Source organism: Rhizobium sp. 05N49, assembly GCF_056396805.1.
The window spans coordinates 54,048-73,288 of the sequence record NZ_JBFTME010000006.1 but is presented as its reverse complement, the minus strand read 5'-3'; the positions used below and the strand labels follow the sequence as shown (position 1 = coordinate 73,288).

Annotated in this window: 16 protein-coding genes and 1 riboswitch; of the genes, 7 read left to right on the top strand and 9 right to left on the bottom strand. The window is 61.7% G+C overall.

The window, feature by feature from the left end:
- The first annotated feature begins 60 nt into the window (after nt 1–60).
- Nucleotides 61–927 (top strand): D-alanyl-D-alanine carboxypeptidase family protein, encoded by an 867-nt coding sequence (locus tag AC1DF8_RS13965; protein WP_183846016.1) that lies wholly within the window; start codon nt 61–63, stop codon nt 925–927.
- Nucleotides 928–1,003: 76 nt separating this feature from the next.
- Here AC1DF8_RS13965 and AC1DF8_RS13960 read toward each other — a convergent pair whose 3' ends face one another.
- Genes AC1DF8_RS13960 through AC1DF8_RS13945 form a run of 4 tightly spaced genes read right to left on the bottom strand, consistent with a single transcriptional unit; the run spans nt 1,004 to nt 5,076 of the window.
- The gene (locus tag AC1DF8_RS13960) at nt 1,004–1,618 is read right to left on the bottom strand and encodes an ABC-type transport auxiliary lipoprotein family protein (protein ID WP_112547312.1); all 615 of its coding nucleotides are present in this window, start codon (nt 1,616–1,618) and stop codon (nt 1,004–1,006) included.
- 55 nt (nt 1,619–1,673) lie between these two features.
- Nucleotides 1,674–3,044 carry an MlaD family protein gene (locus tag AC1DF8_RS13955; protein ID WP_112547313.1) on the bottom strand — a complete coding sequence of 457 codons (1,371 nt, stop codon included), beginning with the start codon at nt 3,042–3,044 and terminating at the stop codon, nt 1,674–1,676.
- 9 nt (nt 3,045–3,053) lie between these two features.
- Nucleotides 3,054–3,905: an ABC transporter ATP-binding protein gene (locus AC1DF8_RS13950; RefSeq protein WP_112968227.1), complete on the bottom strand. Its 852-nt coding sequence runs from the start codon at nt 3,903–3,905 to the stop codon at nt 3,054–3,056.
- A 1-nt stretch (nt 3,906) separates the two neighbouring features.
- Nucleotides 3,907–5,076 carry an MlaE family lipid ABC transporter permease subunit gene (locus tag AC1DF8_RS13945; RefSeq protein ID WP_478154086.1) on the bottom strand — a complete coding sequence of 390 codons (1,170 nt, stop codon included), beginning with the start codon at nt 5,074–5,076 and terminating at the stop codon, nt 3,907–3,909.
- 101 nt (nt 5,077–5,177) lie between these two features.
- On the opposite strand from AC1DF8_RS13945, the gene dgcA reads away from it, so the two are divergent.
- Nucleotides 5,178–6,161, top strand: a complete 984-nt coding sequence (gene dgcA, locus AC1DF8_RS13940) for an N-acetyl-D-Glu racemase DgcA (protein ID WP_112547315.1) — start codon at nt 5,178–5,180, stop codon at nt 6,159–6,161.
- Here the strand turns inward: dgcA and AC1DF8_RS13935 are convergent.
- Together AC1DF8_RS13935 and AC1DF8_RS13930 are read right to left on the bottom strand one after the other, a co-directional pair.
- Nucleotides 6,113–7,333 carry an MFS transporter gene (locus tag AC1DF8_RS13935; protein WP_029869149.1) on the bottom strand — a complete coding sequence of 407 codons (1,221 nt, stop codon included), beginning with the start codon at nt 7,331–7,333 and terminating at the stop codon, nt 6,113–6,115. The two genes, dgcA and AC1DF8_RS13935, sit on opposite strands and share 49 nt — an antisense overlap.
- Before the next feature lie 189 nt (nt 7,334–7,522).
- The gene (locus tag AC1DF8_RS13930; RefSeq protein ID WP_112547317.1) at nt 7,523–8,335 is read right to left on the bottom strand and encodes a UDP-2,3-diacylglucosamine diphosphatase; all 813 of its coding nucleotides are present in this window, start codon (nt 8,333–8,335) and stop codon (nt 7,523–7,525) included.
- A gap of 293 nt (nt 8,336–8,628) precedes the next feature.
- On the opposite strand from AC1DF8_RS13930, the gene AC1DF8_RS13925 reads away from it, so the two are divergent.
- Complete coding sequence (locus AC1DF8_RS13925; RefSeq protein WP_478153951.1) at nt 8,629–10,941, top strand: NADP-dependent malic enzyme; 2,313 nt, start codon at nt 8,629–8,631, stop codon at nt 10,939–10,941.
- 39 nt (nt 10,942–10,980) lie between these two features.
- On the opposite strand, the gene AC1DF8_RS13920 is transcribed toward AC1DF8_RS13925, so the two are convergent.
- Nucleotides 10,981–11,514 (bottom strand): ribonuclease H family protein, encoded by a 534-nt coding sequence (locus tag AC1DF8_RS13920; RefSeq protein WP_478153950.1) that lies wholly within the window; start codon nt 11,512–11,514, stop codon nt 10,981–10,983.
- Nucleotides 11,515–11,712: 198 nt separating this feature from the next.
- On the opposite strand from AC1DF8_RS13920, the gene AC1DF8_RS13915 reads away from it, so the two are divergent.
- Nucleotides 11,713–12,795: a DUF2865 domain-containing protein gene (locus AC1DF8_RS13915; protein ID WP_113210433.1), complete on the top strand. Its 1,083-nt coding sequence runs from the start codon at nt 11,713–11,715 to the stop codon at nt 12,793–12,795.
- 22 nt (nt 12,796–12,817) lie between these two features.
- On the opposite strand, the gene AC1DF8_RS13910 is transcribed toward AC1DF8_RS13915, so the two are convergent.
- Nucleotides 12,818–13,666 carry a LysR family transcriptional regulator gene (locus tag AC1DF8_RS13910; protein WP_029868793.1) on the bottom strand — a complete coding sequence of 283 codons (849 nt, stop codon included), beginning with the start codon at nt 13,664–13,666 and terminating at the stop codon, nt 12,818–12,820.
- Nucleotides 13,667–13,806: 140 nt separating this feature from the next.
- Here AC1DF8_RS13910 and AC1DF8_RS13905 point away from each other — a divergent pair, with 140 nt between their 5' ends.
- Complete coding sequence (locus tag AC1DF8_RS13905) at nt 13,807–15,351, top strand: MFS transporter (protein ID WP_478153949.1); 1,545 nt, start codon at nt 13,807–13,809, stop codon at nt 15,349–15,351.
- A gap of 17 nt (nt 15,352–15,368) precedes the next feature.
- Here AC1DF8_RS13905 and bluB read toward each other — a convergent pair whose 3' ends face one another.
- Nucleotides 15,369–16,070 carry a 5,6-dimethylbenzimidazole synthase gene (gene bluB, locus AC1DF8_RS13900; protein WP_478153948.1) on the bottom strand — a complete coding sequence of 234 codons (702 nt, stop codon included), beginning with the start codon at nt 16,068–16,070 and terminating at the stop codon, nt 15,369–15,371.
- Between the two features lie 42 nt (nt 16,071–16,112).
- Nucleotides 16,113–16,304: riboswitch (cobalamin riboswitch) on the bottom strand.
- 153 nt (nt 16,305–16,457) lie between these two features.
- Here bluB and AC1DF8_RS13895 point away from each other — a divergent pair.
- Together AC1DF8_RS13895 and AC1DF8_RS13890 are read left to right on the top strand one after the other, a co-directional pair.
- The gene (locus tag AC1DF8_RS13895; RefSeq protein ID WP_478154085.1) at nt 16,458–17,882 is read left to right on the top strand and encodes a DHA2 family efflux MFS transporter permease subunit; all 1,425 of its coding nucleotides are present in this window, start codon (nt 16,458–16,460) and stop codon (nt 17,880–17,882) included.
- A 241-nt stretch (nt 17,883–18,123) separates the two neighbouring features.
- On the top strand, nt 18,124–19,191 hold the full coding sequence (locus AC1DF8_RS13890) for a 3-deoxy-7-phosphoheptulonate synthase (RefSeq protein WP_478153947.1): 1,068 nt from the start codon (nt 18,124–18,126) through the stop codon (nt 19,189–19,191).
- Nucleotides 19,192–19,241: the final 50 nt, after the last annotated feature.

Genomic DNA, 19,241 nt, shown 5'->3' with positions numbered 1-19,241 from the left:
AAGCCCCAGCCAGACCATAGCCAAGCCATTTGCTTGCCACGACAGAGACCGTAGACATTGATGACCAAGACGACCTCCCGGCTGATAGCCGCCGCCCTATCCTCAGCATTTCTTCTGGGCGCGTTCATTCAGGCCGAAGCCGGCCAGGCAAGTTTTCTGGTGGATGTGCAGACCGGCCAGGTTCTCGAAGCGTCCAATCAGGACGATCTGAATTATCCGGCATCGCTGACGAAGATGATGACGCTCTATCTCACCTTTCAGGCGCTGCATGACAAACGACTGACCTGGGACCAGAAGATCACGATGTCGGAAAATGCCGAGAGCAAGGAGCCGTTCAAGCTTGCCGTCGGCGCCGGCCGCAAGGTCACAGTCAAGGAGGCTGTCGAAAGCATCGTCGTTCTCTCGGCCAATGATTCCGCTGTGGCGCTTGCCGAACAGCTGGGCGGCTCCGAACAGGCCTTCGGCACACTGATGACGGAAAAGGCCCGTCAGCTCGGCATGAAGGACACTGTCTTCAAGAACCCGTCGGGCCTGCCGGACCCGGAACAGGTGACCACCGCGCGCGATATGGCGACACTTGGCGTTTCGCTGATGCGCGACTTCCCCGACGAGTTCAAGCTCTTCTCCATGCGCGGTTTCCAGTTCCGCGGCATGAAGCTGCGCGGCCACAACAACCTCATGTACCGCTACAACGGCGTCGACGGCATCAAGACCGGCTTCACGGATGCATCCGGCTACAACGTTGTGACCTCGGCCGCCAAGGATGGCCGCCGCGTCGTCGGCGTCGTCATGGGCGAAAAGACCGCCAGCCTGCGCGACGACAAGATGGCCGGCCTGCTCGACAGCTACCTGCCTTCAGCGTCCACCGCGACAGCCTCGGCAACGGGCGGCACGCCGACGATGACGGATGCCCAGCCGACCAAATAAGCGGTGGCGATACGCCAGAAACAAAAGGCCCGAAACCGTATGGCGGTTTCGGGCCTTTTCAGTGAAATGAGATGCCTTAGATCGACTTCAGCGTCCAGCCGACGATCTGGTCGGTCACTGCCGTAAACGCCCGATCCAGCCCCTTCACGAAGCCCGCATTGTCGCCGCCGGCAGCCGCCGTTGCGCGGAAGACCTGCTGGGCGCGCACTGTACCGTTGCGATCGTTGAGGATCTTCACGGAGATCTCCACTACGGCCTTGTTGCCGGAGGAAGCATCGATTTCGAAAGATCTGATATCGCTGACGACCTGATAGTCGATCGCCAGTCCCTGCCCCGGCTTGCCGACGCCGCCGAGCTTGCCGGAATTCTCGAAGGCTTCGACGAGCTTTGCCTGCACCATGCGCGGCAGCGTATCGCTCCACTGCGAGCGCGACAGATACTGGATTTCCGAGGGCGAAACGCGGATCACGATCTGGTCGCTGTTCAGCGCCTTGAGCGCAGTCGGGTCGGCAATCAGGATCTGCTTGTTCTTGGCCGACGGACCGCTGCCATCGACTGAGGCTGCCGAGAGATCATAGGTGTCGTTCTTTGCCGTCGTTCCGCAGCCTGCGAGAAGGGCTGCCGTCAGCGGCAAAATAATCGCCGTTCCGCGGATCCAGGAACGGCGCGACATCACATGCGATAGACCCATATTACGCTACCCCTGACCTCTGTTTTCTTTCCCGCAATTCCCGACCGAAATTGCTCTAGCGCCGTGTGCGCCCGTCATATTGCTTGACCGTCGGTCCGCCGAAGATGATCCGCTGCGGATTCTGGTCGAAATTGCTGATGGCATTGTTGAGATTGTTCGCCGTGCCGCGCAACTCGTTGACCAGCGTCTGGACGTCGCTGAGCCCGCTGCCCGAGAAGCGCTGCAGGTTGTCGGCGATCGGCCCGATGCGCGCATTGACGCTGTCGGCAACCTTCTTGAAGGATTCGAGCGTCGCGCGCGCCTCGGTAAAGAGCGAATTGGTATTGTCGGAGCCGAGCAGAGCATCGACCTTGATGAGGATGCCGTCGACACGGGTCGAAGCCGAGTTCAGCTTGTTTGCCATCTGCTGAACATCCTGGATCGTCTGGTCGATATCCTTCTTCCGGTCCGCCACGGTGTTGGTGACATCGCGGATCGAGGCGACGGCAGCGCGTGCATCCTTCGTCGCCTGGGCGATATCGTCGACCGAACCCTTTATCTTGTTGGTGTCGATGGCGGCGACCAGTGTATCGACACGATCGAGTGTGACCTGTGCCTTCTTGCCGAATTCGTTGTAGGTCGTCACCGTCTGGTCGACCTTGTCGACAAGCCCCTTCAGACCGCCGGAGGCGTCGGCTATGTCGCGGCTCACCTTCTCGGCATTGCTGAGGATCGTGTTGATCTTCTTCGCGTCGACAGCCTTCACCAGATCCTCGACGGCCGCAAGCGTCGAATCGACACGGCCCGAGACATTGCGCACCGTATTGGAGAGATCGCCTACACTCTGCAGGAAGCTGTCGATATTGCCGGAATTCTTGGCCAGCGCATCCGAGAAGGTTTCGGCATTCTGCAGGGTCTTGGTCAGTGGCCCGCGCGCGTCGCGCACGAAGCCCTGCACATCACCAACGGCATCATTGGCACGGTCAAGGATCTTGTCGGCGGTTGCGAGCAGGTTGGTGACGCTCGACTGGTCGGCGACGATGACGGCGCGTTTGCCGCTTTCCAGTGCCTGCTGGAGAATGTTCTTGTCTTCCTTGCGGCCGCCGGAAAGCTCGATATAGGCCGCACCCGTCAGGCCCTGGATTTCAAGCGCGGCCTTGGTGGAGGGATAGATCGGCGCATCCGAGCGAACTTCGGTAAAGGCCAGCGAATATTGCGGGTCGTCGGCATCGATGGAGAGCGTCTGCACCGAGCCGACCTGAATGCCGTTGAACCGGACAGGCGAACCCACGCTGAGGCCGTTGGCTGAGCCCGGGATGCGCACGATCAGCTCGGCCATCGGCCCGCTGCGGCCATATTCGGCCATCCAGTAGACGAAACCGAATGCGGCCGCGATCACCAGAACGGTGAAAAAGCCGACGATCGTGTAATTGGCTTTGGTTTCCATCGTCTCCGGTCACTTCCCGCTGTCATGCTGCGCCCGGGCCGCCGGCGCGTCGTCCTGCGGCACGATCGAACGCGCGCGCTTGCCCTTGAAGTAGGCTTGAACCCACGGATCGTCGTAGGCCAGCATGTCGTCGATCGTTCCTTCCACCATTACCCGCTTCTTTCCAAGCACGGCAATACGGTCGCAGACCGAGAACAGGCTGTCGAGGTCGTGGGTCACCATATAGACTGTTAACCCCAGGCTATCGCGCAGATTGGCGATCAGCTCGTCGAATTCCGCAGCCCCGATGGGATCGAGGCCTGACGTCGGCTCGTCGAGGAAGACGAGTTCCGGGTCGAGCGCCAGCGCGCGGGCAAGTGCCGCGCGCTTGATCATGCCACCTGAAAGCTCGGAAGGATATTTGTCGGCCGCATCGGCTGCGAGACCCACCATGCGGATCTTCAGATGCGCGAGCTCATCCATCAGCGAACTCGGCAGGTCCAGATATTCACGCATCGGCACCTGGATATTCTCCTTGACCGTCAGCGAGGAGAAGAGCGCGCCCTGCTGGAAGAGCACGCCGAGACGCATGTCGAGCGCATTGCGTTCCTGCTCGTTGAGCTCGTCGAAATCCTGGCCAAGAATCTTGATGGTGCCGGACCGGCGCGGCAGCAGGCGCAGAACGGTGCGCATCAGCACCGATTTGCCGGTGCCGGAAGCGCCGACGAAGCCGAGGATCTCCCCGCGGTAGATATCGAGGTTGAGCTTGTCGAGCACGACCTTGGAGCCAAAACCGACAGTGACGTCACGCGCTGAAAGCACGATGTCGCGATCACCGTTCCTGGTCTCTTCGATCGGTTGCTGATCCACGTTGTCCGCCATGTCAGAAATCGATCGCTGCATAGAACATCGCAAAAAGTCCGTCCATCAGGATGACGACGAAAATCGCCTTCACGACGGAGGCGGTCACATGCTGGCCGAGCGATTCGGCGCTGCCGCCGACCTTCAGGCCTTCGACCGCCGCGACGATGCCGATGACGAGCGCCATGAACGGCGCCTTGATCATGCCGGCCAATATGGTCGAAAGCGTTACGGCCTCATGCAGGCGCGACAGGAAGGTGGCGAATGTAATACCCGAATAAAGATAGGCGACGGCAGCGGCACCCGCCAGCGAAGCAAAGTTGGCAATCACGGTCAGAAGCGGCAGCGCAACAGTGAGCGCCACCAGCCGCGGGAAGATCAGCACGCCGATCGGGTTGAGGCCCATCACCTTCAGCGCGTCGACTTCCTCGCGCATCTTCATGGAGCCGATTTCGGCCGTTATGGCACTGCCCGAGCGGCCGGCGATCATGATCGCCGTCAGAAGCACGCCGATTTCACGAAGCTGCAGGATGCCGACAAGGTCGACGACGAAGATTTCCGCGCCGAAATAGCGAAGCTGGAAGGCGCCCTGCTGCGCAATGATCGCGCCGATCAGGAAGGACATCAGCAGGATGATCGGAACGGCCCGCACACCCATATGGTCGATCTGGTTGACGATCGAAGCCGGCGAAACGCCGCTGCCCCGGCCGAACTTCATCTGGGCGCCGCGCACCGCCGATCCGAGGATGTACATGGCGGCGGCCAGATTGTCCCAGACATCAAAGGTCATCCGGCCGATCGGCGCGAAGACGCGCTCCATGAGCGAACCCTTTTCCTTCTGCTCGGGCTCCTGCTTATCAGGCTCCTTGGAGAAGGTGGCGATCAATTCGTCGATATGCTGGTTCGTGCCTTCGAAACGGACCGTCCGCCCGGCTTCTTCCTGCTGCTTCTTTAGCCGGCAAAGCAACCAGATGCCGGCCGTGTCGATATCGGTGACATTGGAAAGATCGAGCGTCAGGTCGCCGCTATTGATGCGTGCGAGCTTGTCGAAATCCTGCAGGACGAGATGGAGGTTGGCGCTGCGCCAATTGCCTTCGAGATGCACATGCTGGCCCGAGCCCTCGGCTCGGTCGTCCACATGCAGCGAGGCGGCGTTGCGTTTCTCGGACTTCAAAATACTTGTGTCTTTCAATGCTTGCAGCGACAGTCCCGACTCGCGAACGTGATATTCGCCGCCCGGCGCGTTAATATACAGAAGCAACGCGCAATTTCCATGCTCGCAGGAGAGCAAATATGCCGCGCAATCTTGATATCCAGATGAATTCATTCCCGATTGCGGGAACTTTCACCATCTCGCGCGGGGCAAAGACCTCCGCAGAGGTGATCACCTGCACGCTGACAGAATCAGGTGCCAAAGGATGGGGCGAATGTGTGCCCTACCGCCGCTATGGCGAGACGACGGAAAGCGTGATGGCGCAGATCGAAGCGGCCCGCCCGCTGATCGAGGATGGCATCTCCCGGGCCGCACTGTTGCATGCCATGCCGCCGGGCGCGGCCCGCAATGCCGTCGATTGCGCGCTGTGGGATCTCGAAGCCAAGCTATCAGGCCGGAGCGTTGCCGACCGGCTCGATCTGCGCAAGCTGAAGTCCCTGACGACTGCCTATACGATCTCGCTCGGAGAACCCGATGTCATGGCAGCCCAGGCGCGTGAACATGCGCAGCGCCCGCTTCTGAAGGTCAAGGTCGGCACTGGCGATGACGAAAGCCGCATTTTGGCAGTGCGCGCCGCCGCGCCCGATTCCGCCATCATCCTCGATGCCAACGAGGGCTGGCCGGAAGACAGGCTTGAACATCATCTTCGTATCGCTGCCGAAGCCAATATCGCGCTGGTGGAGCAGCCGCTGCCGGCCGGCCGTGACGACATGCTGGCCGAGATCGCTCGCCATGTGCTCGTCTGCGCCGATGAAAGCGTCCATCACACCGGCGACCTCGCAAGCCTTGCCGACCGCTATGACGCGATCAACATCAAGCTGGATAAGACCGGCGGCCTGACGGAAGCGCTGGAAATGAAGGAGGAAGCCCAGCGGCTCGGCTTCTCCATCATGATTGGCTGCATGGTCGGCACGTCGCTTGCGATGGCGCCTGCCGTTCTTCTGGCGCAGGACGCCGATTTCGTCGATCTCGACGGCCCGCTGCTCTTGGCCCGCGACCGCGAGCCCGGTCTGAACTACGCCGGCTCCCTCGTATTCCCGCCCGACGCCAGCCTCTGGGGCTGAAGATAATAGGCGATGATGACAAGGGCGAGCCCGAAGGCCGCGACACAGGCCATGACATAAAAGCTGTCGAGGCCGAGCGCGGAATAGATGTAGCCTGAGGCGATCGTCATCAGGCCGGAGGCCATGCCGATATAGAAGAAATAGGCGCCCTGGGCCGAGGCTTCCTGCGTCTCCTGCACCGTCGCCACGATGCGCCGCTGCACGCCGGTATGCACGAAGGCATAGGTAAAACCGTGCAGGCATTGCAGCATGAAGAACCCGATGAAGCTCGTTTCCATCGGGAAGAACACCCAGCGGCAGATGCTGACGGCGCAGCCGAATCGGATCAGCGTCCAGGCATTGAAGCGGCGGTTGAGCCGCCGCGACAGGAAGAACACCGTTACTTCGGAGGCGACGCCGGCGCTCCAGAGCAGGCCGACCGCGGTGCCCGAAAAACCGAGCTGGTGCCAATAGATCGAGGAGAAGGCGTTGAGCAGCGCATGGCTTGCCTGCTGTATGGAAACGCCGAGCAGCAGAAGCAGCAGATGCGGCTCCCGCAGGCCGCTGCCCGTCGTCGCCGGGAGATTGATCGGCTGGCCGCGCCGCCGTGTCGGCCCGATGCGTGGACAGAAAACCGCCATGACGATTGTCAGCGTGAAGCCGAAGATCATCACCGGCAGCACCATGGCGCCGCCCCATTTGCCGACCAGCTCGCCGCCGATCAGCGTGGAAACAATGAAGGCAACCGAGCCCCAGACGCGCATGGAGCCGTAATCGAGCCCCCAGCGGCGCACCCCCGAAATCACGATCGATTCGACGACCGGCACATAGGGAGCGAATGTCGCGCCCTGCAGCGCAAAGACGATCAGCACCGGCCAGAAATTCGTGGTCCAGTAGAGCGCTATGGCGGTCAGCAGCGAGAGGATGCCTGACCATAGAAGCACATGTGCCCTCTCCTGCATGCGGTCGGCAAAGACCGCCACGATCGGGGCCACAAGAACGCGCACCACCATGGGTACGGCCAGAATCGTGCCGATCTGGTGGTCACTGAACTGGTGGTCTGCAAGCCAGACGGGGAAGAAGGGCAGAACGATGCCGTTGACCAGCAGCGGCGCGCTGTAGCACAGCGCGCTAAGCTGCCGGAAGCGCGGCGGCGCTCCCTCACCCGTCGAGGGATTTTGTGCGGGAATCATGATGGACCTGAAGGAAACTGACCGTTGCCTAACACATCCAATCCGACACGACTATGGCGAGAAATAGCCCGCCTGTAACGTTTCGGACATAACTCGAAACGATTTAAAAAATTAATTGGGCCTGTCGCCTGACGGCAACGGCTAAATTCATGATGCACCGGCCAGGCCGGTGCGGTACGCACACATTATTCAGGCAGCCTGCGGGGCGAGATCGCCCTCTTCAAGCAATTCGACAGAGGTCAGGGCCGGCACGTTGCTGGTCAGCGCACGCCAGGTGATGAGTTCGAACCGGCCGTCCTCATGCTCGACGATTGCCGTGCAGCTTTCGACCCAGTCGCCGGTGTTGATGTAACGGACACCGTCCATATCCTCGATCACGGCGTGATGGATATGGCCGCAGATGACGCCATCGGCGCCGCTCTTGCGGGCTTCCTCGGCAACCACACGCTGGAATTCGCCGATGAAGTTGACGGCGTGTTTCACCTGCAGCTTGGCCCATGCCGAGAAGGACCAATAAGGCATGCCGAGGCGGCGGCGCACGGCAGCCAGCACAATATTGATGCGGATCGCCATATCGTAGGCCCAATCGCCAAGATAGGCGAGCAGCCGGGCATTGCGTACGACGACGTCGAATTCATCGCCGTGCAGGATCAGATACTTCTTGCCGTCGGCGCCGTCGTGGATGATGCGGTCGACGACTTCGATGCCGCCGAAATGCGTGCCCGGAAAGGCGCGCAGGAATTCGTCGTGATTGCCGGGAATATAGACGACGCGCGTACCCTTGCGTGCCTTGCGCAAGAGTTTCTGGACGACGTCGTTGCAGACCTGCGGCCAGTACCAGCTGCGCTTCAGGCGCCAGCCGTCGATGATATCGCCAACGAGGTAGATCGTGTCTGCCTCATGGTATTTCAGGAAATCCAGCAGGAAATCCGCCTTGGCGGCCTTCGAGCCGAGATGCACATCGGAAATGAAGAGGGTGCGGAAGCGCCGGGGTTCCATCATGTCTGTCACAAGCCTTTCCGCTCGTGTCCCATCGTTCTTCGTCTGGTCTTCCAAAATCAGACTCGTGTATCAGGAAGATGACAAACCGCAGGAAAGCCCTGCAAAGCCGCTCAATCCACCGATAAGAGCCCTTCCCGGTCGGAGTGCCGCAGCTGGCCGGGAAAACTCCGATGTCAGCTCCCCGTTACCATCAGATCAAAAAGTTCCGCTGCGCTTATTTCCGTACTGTTCCCACGGGTCGATTGATGTATGGAGGAAGCTTCAAAAGACTTCGAACAACGCTGGAGGCGGCGATGGATCACCAGGAAAAATCCAAATCGGAAAAGAATTTGACGGGCGGCAGCCTCGACGAGCAGGCGCTTTTCTTCCACCGCTATCCGCGCCCCGGCAAGCTGGAAATCCAGGCGACCAAGCCGCTCGGTAACCAGCGCGACCTGGCGCTTGCCTATTCTCCCGGTGTCGCCGCTCCCTGCCTCGCCATCCGTGACAATCCGGAGCAGGCGGCCGACTATACGTCCCGCGCCAATCTCGTCGCCGTCATCTCCAACGGCACCGCCGTGCTCGGCCTCGGCAATATCGGCCCGCTTGCCTCCAAGCCGGTCATGGAAGGCAAGGCCGTCCTCTTCAAGAAATTCGCCGGCATCGACGTCTTCGATATCGAAGTGGATGCGGCAGATGTCGACCAGATGGTTTCCACCGTCGCCTCGCTGGAGCCGACCTTTGGCGGCATCAACCTCGAGGACATCAAGGCGCCGGAATGCTTCCGCATCGAGAAGCAGCTGCGTGAGAAGATGAAGATCCCGGTCTTCCATGACGACCAGCATGGCACCGCGATCATCGTCGCAGCCGCCATCCTCAACGGCCTGGAACTCGCCGGCAAGAAGATCGATGAGGTGAAGATCGTCGCCTCCGGCGCAGGTGCCGCCGCCCTTGCCTGTCTCAACCTGCTGGTGACGCTCGGCGCCAAACGCGAAAACATCTGGGTCCACGATCTCGAAGGCCTCGTCTATGAAGGCCGCGTCGAGCTGATGGACGAGTGGAAGGCGATCTACGCTCAGAAGAGCGACACGCGCACGCTTGCCGAAAATATCGGCGGCGCCGACGTTTTCCTCGGCCTGTCAGCGGCCGGCGTGCTGAAGCCGGAACTCCTGGCGCAGATGGCCGAAAAGCCGCTCATCATGGCGCTTGCCAATCCGACGCCAGAGATCATGCCGGATCTTGCCCGCGCCGCCCGCCCCGATGCGATGATCTGCACCGGCCGTTCCGACTTCCCGAACCAGGTCAATAACGTTCTCTGCTTCCCCTATATTTTCAGGGGTGCTCTGGACTGTGGCGCCGAGACGATCAACGAGGAAATGAAGATGGCGGCTGTGCGCGCCATCGCGGCCCTTGCCCGCGAGGAGCCATCGGACGTTGCCGCCCGCGCCTATTCCGGCGAAACCCCGGTCTTCGGGCCCGACTACCTCATCCCCTCGCCCTTCGATCCGCGCCTGATCCTGCGCATCGCGCCTGCCGTTGCCAAGGCTGCGGCCGAAAGCGGCGTAGCGCGCCGCCCGATCACGGATTTCGACGCCTATCTCGACCAGCTGAACCGCTTTGTCTTCCGCTCCGGCTTCGTCATGAAGCCGATCTTCACGGCTGCCAAGGTGGCGGAGCGCAAGCGCGTCATCTTCTCGGAAGGCGAAGACGAACGCGTGCTGCGCGCCGCCCAGGTGCTGCTTGAAGAAGGCATCGCCRAACCGATCATCATCGGCCGTCCTCAAGTCATTGAAACGCGCCTGAAGCGTTACGGCCTGCGCATTCGCCCGCTGCAGGATTTCGATGTCATCAACCCCGAGGACGATCCGCGCTTCCGCGAATATGTCGATCTCTATCTGCAGCTCGTCGGGCGCCGCGGCGTCATCCCGGAAGCGGCCCGTACCATCGTGCGCACCAACACGACCGTCATCGGTGCCTTGGCGCTGAAGCGTGGCGAAGCCGATGCGCTGATCTGCGGCCTTGAAGGCCGTTATGAGAAGCATCTGCGCGACGTGCGCCAGATCATCGGCAAGCGCCCGAACGTGCGCGATTTCTCCGCGCTCAGCCTGTTGATCTCGCAGCGCGGCGCGACCTTCTTCACAGACACCTATGTGACCTTCAACCCGACGGCTGAGGAAATCGCCGAGGCGGCGGTTCTGGCTGCCGAGGAAATCAAGCGCTTCGGCATTACGCCGCGTGCTGCCCTCGTCTCGCATTCGAACTTCGGCTCGCGCGAATCCGAAAGCGCCAGCAAGATGCGCAACGCCCTGCAGCTGGTTCGCGAGGCGGCACCGGATCTCGAAGTCGACGGCGAAATGCATGGCGAAAGCGCGATCTCCGAGGAGCTGCGCCGCCGCGTCATGCCGCATACCACGCTGCATGGCGAAGCCAACCTGCTGGTCTTCCCGAACCTCGATGCGGCCAATATCACCCTCGGCGTCGTAAAATCGATGACCGACGGCCTGCATGTTGGCCCGATCCTGCTCGGCACGGCGATGCCGGCCCATATCCTGGCGCCGTCGGTCACCTCTCGCGGTGTGGTCAACATGGCAGCGCTTGCTGTCGTCGAGGCATCGCAGCCGGCGTAACTTGCGCTGCGGCCGTCTGTGAAACGACGGCCGCTGACATCAGGCACGCCGTATCGAGCGGCGTCCCTGATCCGACAGTTCATCCGCGCGTTCGTTGCCTTCAATGCCGGAATGACCCTTGCACCAGGCAATTGTTATCGATGGATTCCGGGATAGTTCGATGTCGAGCGCTTTCCAGAGTCTGGCATCCGATATCGCTCTGTTTCTGGCCCTGCCGTTCGGATTGCTTTTCTTCCAGCTATTGTTCCTCCAGATGGGGCGCCAGCTGTTGCAGCCCTCGACGGTGTAGACGGAATCGGACCAGATGATCGCGGCTGTGCCGGGCACTGTGCTGCCAATCCAGATTGCCGCCTCAAGCACTGCGGTCAGTTCCATCGTGTTGTTGGCGCCATTCTCCACGCCGCCGAAACCGGTGCCTATTTCCACCCCATCGCGATAGGCGATGAAGGCCCACCCGCCGTGCCCCGAGCGAGGCTCAAAACAACCGTCCGCGAAGAGGTGTAGGCCGTGCCCGGTTTCCGGTATTCCTGCTGTCGCCTCGGTGAGGTGAGTTTCGTCGGAAATGCCTGTCATATCAGCTGTCTAGAGATCAATAGACTCCCCGCGTGATTGCAGGAGCGAAGGTATGCAAGCATTAGGCTTGCTGGATAAGATTGCAAAAATGCGCTAGGAATTACTGCGAGCTTATTAAGGGAAATACGTTAAGACATAGCGCGGTGGATTGAAGCCGCAATTCACCGATAGATGCTTTTCTCATTCCGGGACGACGTCGTGAAGCGCCGAAACCTGTATCTTGTTTTCTTTCTGGCATTCGCGGTTCCGGCAGCAGCTGAGACCAACGCGATCTGCGAAGATCTGCGCGGACGCCTGGCCGATCTGCCGCAAACCTTCGGCAATAATGGCCCCGAGATGCGCCAATATGCAGGCGCGCTTGCCGAACAGAATCTGGAACTGCGCAAGGTGCGCGGCGATCTGCGCCGGTATGGCTGCACCTCCGGCAGCATGGTCGTCCTCGGCGGTGAGAATGCGGGATTCTGCGAGGAGCTCGAGCAGGCGCAAGCAAAGATGGTCGACAATATCCGCTATCTGCAGGACCGCCGTAGCGAATTGCGCCAGTCCGGCGCCGATCCGGCCCGCGAAGGCCTGATGGCGGCCCTCGAAGACAATGGCTGCAACAGCGACAGCTTTACAGAATCCGCGCAAGGTGACGCCTATGCACCCGCTCCTTCCATCGAGGAGCAGGCAATGCGCGGCGATACCTTCATTCCACTCGGCGGCGGCGAGCGTTACGGCCTGCCGCGGGCCGAAATGCTTTCGCCCGTCAGCACCATCTGCGTGCGCACCTGTGATGGCGGCTTCTTCCCGATCAGCAACAATGCCACTTCGGTCGATTTCGGCCGCGATGCCGCGACGTGCTCGAAAATGTGCCCCGGCGTGGAGACGGAACTCTACTACCGCGATATTTCCAGCACCGAAGCCTCGAACATGATCTCGACGGCAACAGGCGCGCCCTATGGCGCGATGAAGAACGCCTTCGCCTACAAGACCCGCGCGCCCGGCGAAAAATCCGCCTGCTCGTGCAATCTCAGCGCCTATTACCAGGAAATGCGCAAGAGCCAGACGGCCTCCGCTCCGGCGCCTGAGCCGAAAAGCTCCATCACCACGATCCACACCGAAGCCCCGAAAGCGGCAAGCGCCCCGCCTGCCCCGCAGGTGCAGGTACCGGATCGTCCCTATGATCCCGCCAGCAACAAGGTGCGCCAGGTCGGCCCGCAATTCCTCGCCGGCGATCAGGGCAAGATCGATCTCGCCAATCCCGCGGCATCGGGCCCGCAGCCCCAACAGCAGCAATAACGATTCAGTAGAAACCGCGCCATCAGCTGGACACGCGATGCTCTCTGAAGGCGGCTGCCAGCGTGCGTAGTGCCGCGCGCGATTTGGCGTCCGTCAGCGTCGAATGCAGCACGATCTCCGAAGATGGCAGCGGCGGCAGGCCGAAGCGTTCGCTGACCTCGACCGTGCCGACGGGGGCCAGGCGATAGGAGAAGGTCGAGACGGCAAGCCCGGCCGAAACGGCCGCGGTCACAGCCGAAGAGCCGCCGCCGAGGAAGACTTCGGTCCAGGGAATGCCCGCCACATCAAGCGCGCGGGTGCAGACAGCCCTCACTCCGCAGGTCGGCGATAGTGCTGCAAGACGCAACGGCTCGCCGCGGCGATACTCGAATTGCGGCGTGGCGAACCAGCCGAAATGCTCAGGCCCCAGAACCTCGCCGTCGCGCCGGTCTTCGTCCCGGCGGATGATCGCCGCATCCAGTTCGCCGCGATCGAAGGCCGCAAGCAGGGTGCAGGAATTATCGATCCGCACTTCGATCGTCAGACCCGGATCATGGGCGTTGAGGCGCGCAAGCAGTGTCGGAACTTCCGGCCCTGCCACATGCGCGGCAATGCCGATCGTGAAATGGCGGCGCGACGAAGAGAGCGCCGCAACGGCGCGGTCATGGGCTTCGAGGAATTCCCGTGCGGCCTGTAGAAACACTGCCCCCTGCGCCGAAAGCCGCACCAGCCGTGGCGTGCGTTCGATCAGCCGGTGGCCGAGCCGCTCCTCCAGCCGCTTCAGTTTGACGCTGATCGCTCCTTGCGTGCTGCCGAGTTCGTTGGCGGCGCGGGTGAAACTCTTGTTGTCGGCGATCGCCACGAAGGCCTGAACGGAATCGACATCGAGCATGGTTGAAACCAATCATTCGAATTTGTTGTGTCTGAAATATGTAATCATCCAATTCTGTAATGATCAAGTCCCGCCTATGCTGACGCAAATGGACCACAGCGGATGTCACGTTGTGCGCCTCAACGTCGAAAGGCCAAAACATGCCCCCTGATTCCCTTTCATCCTCTCGTGCGCGGGGCATCATTGCCCTGCTGGCTGCCTGTCTCTCCTCGCTGATGTTCGGCCTCGAAATATCGAGCGTGCCGGCAATCCTGCCCACTTTGGAAAAAGTGCTTCACGCCGATTTCAGTGCCCTGCAATGGATCATGAACGCCTATACGATCGCCGTTACGACGGTGCTGATGGCCGCAGGCACATTGGCCGACCGCTACGGCCGCAAGCGCGTCTTCCTGATCGGCATTTCCGTCTTCGGCCTCACCTCGCTGATTGCCGGACTYGCGCAGGATGTTTCGCTGCTGATCGTCGCTCGTTTTCTGCAGGGAATGAGCGGCGGCTTCATGCTGATCTGCCAGGTAGCCGTGCTCTCCCACCAATTTCGCGAGGGCCGCGCCCGCAGCATCGCCTTCGGCTGGTGGGGCATCATTTTCGGCATCGGCCTGGGCTTCGGCCCGATCGTCGGCGTCGGCATCGTGGCGGTGGCCGGCTGGCAATGGGTATTCCTCATCCATGCCGTACTGGCGGCCGTGACAATCGCTCTCGCGCTGACGGGAATTCAGGAATCGCGTGATCCCGCGGCCGGACGGCTCGATATCGCCGGCATCGCCACCCTTTCGCTGGCGGTCTTCTGCCTTGCCTTCTTCATCACCCAGGGGCCGGCTCTCGGTTTTGCGAGCCCGGCTGCGCTTGGCATTATCGGACTTGGCGCCGCAAGCCTCGTCGCCTTCGTCGTTGCCGAAAAGCTGAACCCGCGACCGATGTTCGATGCCTCGGTGTTCCGCATCCGCACCTTCTCGGGCGCCATTGTCGGTTCGGCCGCCATGAATATCAGCTTCTGGCCTTTCATGATCTATTTGCCGATCTGGTATGAAGCCGGCCTCGGTTACGGCAGTGTGGCGGCCGGCATCGCCTTGCTGGCCTATACGCTGCCGACGCTCGTCGTGCCGCCGCTTGCCGAGCGGCTTATGCTGCGCTACCGGCCAGGTATCATCATTCCCGGCGGCCTTTTCACCATCGGACTCGGCTTCCTGCTGATGAAGTCAGGCAGCGCCGCCGCCGCGCCAAGCTGGCTGACGATGCTGCCCGGCGCGCTGCTTGCCGGCATCGGGCTTGGCTTCACCAATACCCCGGTCACCAACACGACAACCGGTGCGGTATCCAGCGACCGCGCCGGTATGGCCTCCGGCATCGACATGAGCGCCCGGATGATCTCGCTCGCAATCAACATCGCGGTCATGGGCTTCATCCTGTTCACTGGTGTGCTCTCCCATCTGAAGAGCGCCTTGCCGAACTCGATGGACGCAGGCGATCTGCGCCTGCTTGCCGAACGGATCTCCGCCGGCAGCATCGCCGCCCTGCCTGATATTCCCGCCGAGACGGTGCATGATGCGCTGGTCGCAGGCTTCGGCGGTGTCATGCTCTATGGAGCGATCGGCGTCTGGCTTCTCGCTGCTGCGAGCCTCCTCACCTTTGGCCATTGGAGGACACCAGCCTGCGCCAAGGATTGCAGCACCCAGCCGGCCGAGTGAAGCACACCCGTGCCGGCTCAAACCGGCGCGGCCTCGCCTTCCACCTGCCCCCAGCCGTCATGGAAGACCAGTTCTTCCAGCGCCACCCGCTGCCGCCAGCCTTTGACCGCCAGTTCCGGCTCCTCGTAGAGCCGGTCGACGAAGCCGGCGCAGAGCCAGGCGACGACTTCGATATGATTGGGAATGCCGAGTATCTCCTTGAGGTCGCCCTCGCGAAAGATGCTGACCCAGCCGATGCCGACGCCTTCGGCACGGGCCGCGAGCCACAGGTTCTGGATGGCGCAGACGGTGGAATAGCTGTCCATGCGTGGATTATGCGTGCGTCCCAGCACGACGCTGCCGCTGCGGGTCGGATCGCAGGTCACGCAGATGCCGAGCGGCGCCTGGACAATGCCTTCGAGCTTCAGCGAACGATATTTTTCCTGCCGCTCGCCGGTAAACATGCTGGCCGCTTCCTCATTCGCGCTGACAAACGCATCGCGCACGCGCGTCCTCACCTCGGCGCTTTTCACCAGGATGAAATTCCACGGTTGCATGAAGCCGACCGAAGGCGCGTGGTGCGCGGCGGTCAAAAGCCGCGTCACCAGATCGTCCGGCAAGGGATCGGGCAGGAACTGGCTGCGCACGTCGCGCCGCGTCATGATCGCGTGGTAGACGGCCTCGCGTTCGGCCGCAGAAAAGCTGGATGCCGGACAAACGGCATCATCAATGGGTCGCATCGTCAAATCCCCAACAACGCAACCGCCCGCCGTCCGCGCGGGTTGGGTCTATCTTGCCAGGCCGGTCTTCTGACTCGGCGTCCTCCGCCTCGCCGCTGCCTTCCCGGCCGCAAAGCCAGTGGCGTAGTTTGAACGGCGAGCGTCAGCCTTACAGCGTTGGGCACGTTCCGGTCTTCCACCGGATTCCCGATTCTCCCCCTGGTGACAGCGGGCACCTGACAGGGCGATCTATGGCGCGGAAAGGCCATGGCCGCAAGCCACATGCGACATTCATTTCGTGGACAGGTTGAAAATGCTGGCCTAGAACGAGACCCTGATCCGAGCGGCGCCATTGGTGCCGAATCCCTTCTCCTTGCATCCCGGTTGCCCGTGTCCCGCCTAACGCCGATGATCCTTGCGGTCGCCCTGTTCATGGAACAGATGGATTCGACCGTGATCGCCACCAGCCTGCCGGCTATTGCGGCCGATATCGGCACCTCGCCGATCGCGCTGAAGCTTGCGGTAACCAGCTACCTTGTGGCGCTTGCGATCTTCATTCCGATCAGCGGCTGGATGTCGGATCGCTTCGGCGCGCGCAACATTTTCCGTCTGGCAATAGCAGTCTTCATGGTCGGTTCGGTTGCCTGCGCCTTTTCGAATTCCATCGCCGCCTTCGTCATTTCCCGGCTCATCCAGGGCGCCGGCGGCTCGATGATGACGCCGGTCGGACGGCTGCTTCTGGTGCGCGGCACGCCACGTCACCAGCTGGTGAATGCCATGGCCTGGCTCACCATTCCGGCCCTGATCGGCCCGATCATGGGCCCGCCGATCGGCGGTTTCCTGACGACCTATTTGAGTTGGCACTGGATCTTCTGGATCAACGTTCCGATCGGCATCATCGGCATTGCGCTGGTCACCCGCTTCCTGCCGGCGATTGAGCCGCGCAGCCCGAAGCCGATGGATTTTCCGGGTTTCTTCCTGTCCGGGATCGGCTTTGCCGGTTTCGTCTTCGGAATATCCGTCATCAGCCTGCCGGCCGTTCCCGTCATCTACGGCTATGTCACCGTCGCGGTCGGCGTCCTCTCCGGTATCCTGTATTTCGTCCATGCCAGGCGCACGCCGCATCCGCTGCTTGATCCGAAAATGTTCCGCTACCCGATGTTCCGGGCGGCGATCCTCGGCGCCTCGAATTTCCGCATGGGGCTCGGCGCGCTGCCCTTCCTCATGCCGCTGATGCTGCAGCTCGGTTTCGGTCTGACACCGCTGCAGTCTGGCTCTGTCACCTTCGTCAGCGCACTCGGCTCCATGGGCTCGAAATTCGCTGCAACCCGCACCTATAACGCCTTCGGCTTCCGCAACGTCATCGCGCTGACCACCTTCCTTGCCGCGATCTGCCTCGGCGTGAACGGCTTCTTCACTGCTGAAACGCCGATCTATCTCATCATGGGCTCTCTTCTCGTCGGCGGACTGCTGCGCTCCATGGCCTTCTCGGGTGTCAACGCCATGGCCTTCGGCGATGTCGACGAGGCCGACAGCAGCCAGGCGACGGCCATCAATGCCGTGGCGCAGCGCATCTCCATGGCCATGGGTGTTGCAGTCGCAGGGACGATCCTGGAAGTGTCCGCCAACTTCCACGGCGGCCAACTCACGGTCACCGATTTCCATATCGCCTTCTTTATCGTGGCAGGGATTTCCGCGCTCGCCTGCATCACTTTCCTGCGCCTGCCCGCCAATGCCGGCGATGACATGACGACACGCCGCGGCAAGCATGGACATGCCGAAGCGGCTGCGCCGGAAGATGCCCAGAGAGAGGCAATGGCCGAAAGCCGATAAAACTTCACAGACCTGTCATTTTTCCTCACAGAATCCACGTGACAATTCCAATTCGCATGTCTACATAGGCGGCATGTCGATTTCGTCCGTTTACGCATCGCGATTTTATTCGTACCGCTGCTTCCAGCGGATGCGGGTCTGTGCGTAACCGAAACTAACGCGACGACACACCCGAACAGCCGCTAGTCAACCTGGCGGCTTTTTTGTTCCGCCACGGTATGACCAAACAGGAGAGCATACCGTGACTGACACTATTGATGATCTGCGCATCGTCGAGATCACCCCGCTGACCAAGCCTGCCGATATTATCAAGGAAATCCCGCGTGACCGAGCGGTGACCGAGACCGTGACCGGCACGCGCGACACCATCCACAATATCCTGACGGGCAAGGACGACCGCCAGCTGGTCATCATCGGTCCCTGCTCGATCCATGATCCGGCAGCCGCCCGCGAATATGCGTCCCGTCTCGTCGAACAGCGACGACGCCTCTCCGGCGATCTCGAAATCGTCATGCGCGTCTATTTCGAAAAGCCCCGCACCACCGTCGGCTGGAAGGGTTTGATGAACGACCCGCATCTCGACGGCAGCTACCGCATTGAGGAAGGCCTGCGCCTCGCCCGCCGCCTGCTGCTCGACATCAACGCCATGGGCCTGCCGGCCGGCTGCGAATTCCTCGATACGATCACGCCGCAGTACATCGCCGATCTCGTCAGCTACGGCGCCATCGGCGCGCGCACGACCGAAAGCCAGATCCACCGTCAGCTCGCCTCGGGTCTCTCCTGCCCGATCGGCTTCAAGAACGGCACGGACGGCAGCGCGCGCGTCGCGCTCGACGCGATCATGGCCGCTTCCCAGCCGCATCATTTCCCGGCGGTTACCAAGGATGGACAGGCAGCGATCGCCTCCACCCGCGGCAACGAGGACTGCCACATCATTCTGCGCGGCGGCAAGCGCCCGAACTATGAGGCAGCCGACGTGCAGGCCGTTATCGCCGAGGCAACCAAGCTCGGTGTCGACCCGCGCATGCTGATCGACGCCAGCCACGCCAACAGCGGCAAGGATCCGATGAACCAGCCGAAGGTCGTCCACGACGTCGCCGGCCAGATCGTCGCCGGCAACCACCACATCAAGGGCATGATGATCGAGAGCAACCTCGTCGCCGGCCGTCAGGATCTCGTTCCCGGCAAGCCGCTCGTCTACGGCCAGTCGATCACCGACGGCTGCATCGGCTGGGATATGTCGGTCGACGTGCTCGAGGATCTCGCCAAGGCCGTCCGCGATCGCCGCAAGGCCGCTGTTGCGGCTTGATAGGCAGCATCAAGCGCGGCGGGCAGACACCCGCCGCCTGTTTACAAAAT

Bases quoted from the DNA above. Each gene is read 5' to 3' on its own strand.
- AC1DF8_RS13930 (WP_112547317.1), bottom strand. From the start codon at position 8,335: ATGATGGAACCCCGGCGCTTCCGCACCCTCTTCATTTCCGATGTGCAT.
- AC1DF8_RS13965 (WP_183846016.1), top strand. From the start codon at position 61: ATGACCAAGACGACCTCCCGGCTGATAGCCGCCGCCCTATCCTCAGCA.
- AC1DF8_RS13955 (WP_112547313.1), bottom strand. From the start codon at position 3,044: ATGGAAACCAAAGCCAATTACACGATCGTCGGCTTTTTCACCGTTCTG.
- bluB (WP_478153948.1), bottom strand. From the start codon at position 16,070: ATGCGACCCATTGATGATGCCGTTTGTCCGGCATCCAGCTTTTCTGCG.
- AC1DF8_RS13950 (WP_112968227.1), bottom strand. From the start codon at position 3,905: ATGGCGGACAACGTGGATCAGCAACCGATCGAAGAGACCAGGAACGGT.
- AC1DF8_RS13920 (WP_478153950.1), bottom strand. From the start codon at position 11,514: ATGACAGGCATTTCCGACGAAACTCACCTCACCGAGGCGACAGCAGGA.
- dgcA (WP_112547315.1), top strand. From the start codon at position 5,178: ATGCCGCGCAATCTTGATATCCAGATGAATTCATTCCCGATTGCGGGA.
- AC1DF8_RS13910 (WP_029868793.1), bottom strand. From the start codon at position 13,666: ATGCTCGATGTCGATTCCGTTCAGGCCTTCGTGGCGATCGCCGACAAC.
- AC1DF8_RS13935 (WP_029869149.1), bottom strand. From the start codon at position 7,333: ATGATTCCCGCACAAAATCCCTCGACGGGTGAGGGAGCGCCGCCGCGC.
- AC1DF8_RS13895 (WP_478154085.1), top strand. From the start codon at position 16,458: ATGATCCTTGCGGTCGCCCTGTTCATGGAACAGATGGATTCGACCGTG.
- AC1DF8_RS13960 (WP_112547312.1), bottom strand. From the start codon at position 1,618: ATGGGTCTATCGCATGTGATGTCGCGCCGTTCCTGGATCCGCGGAACG.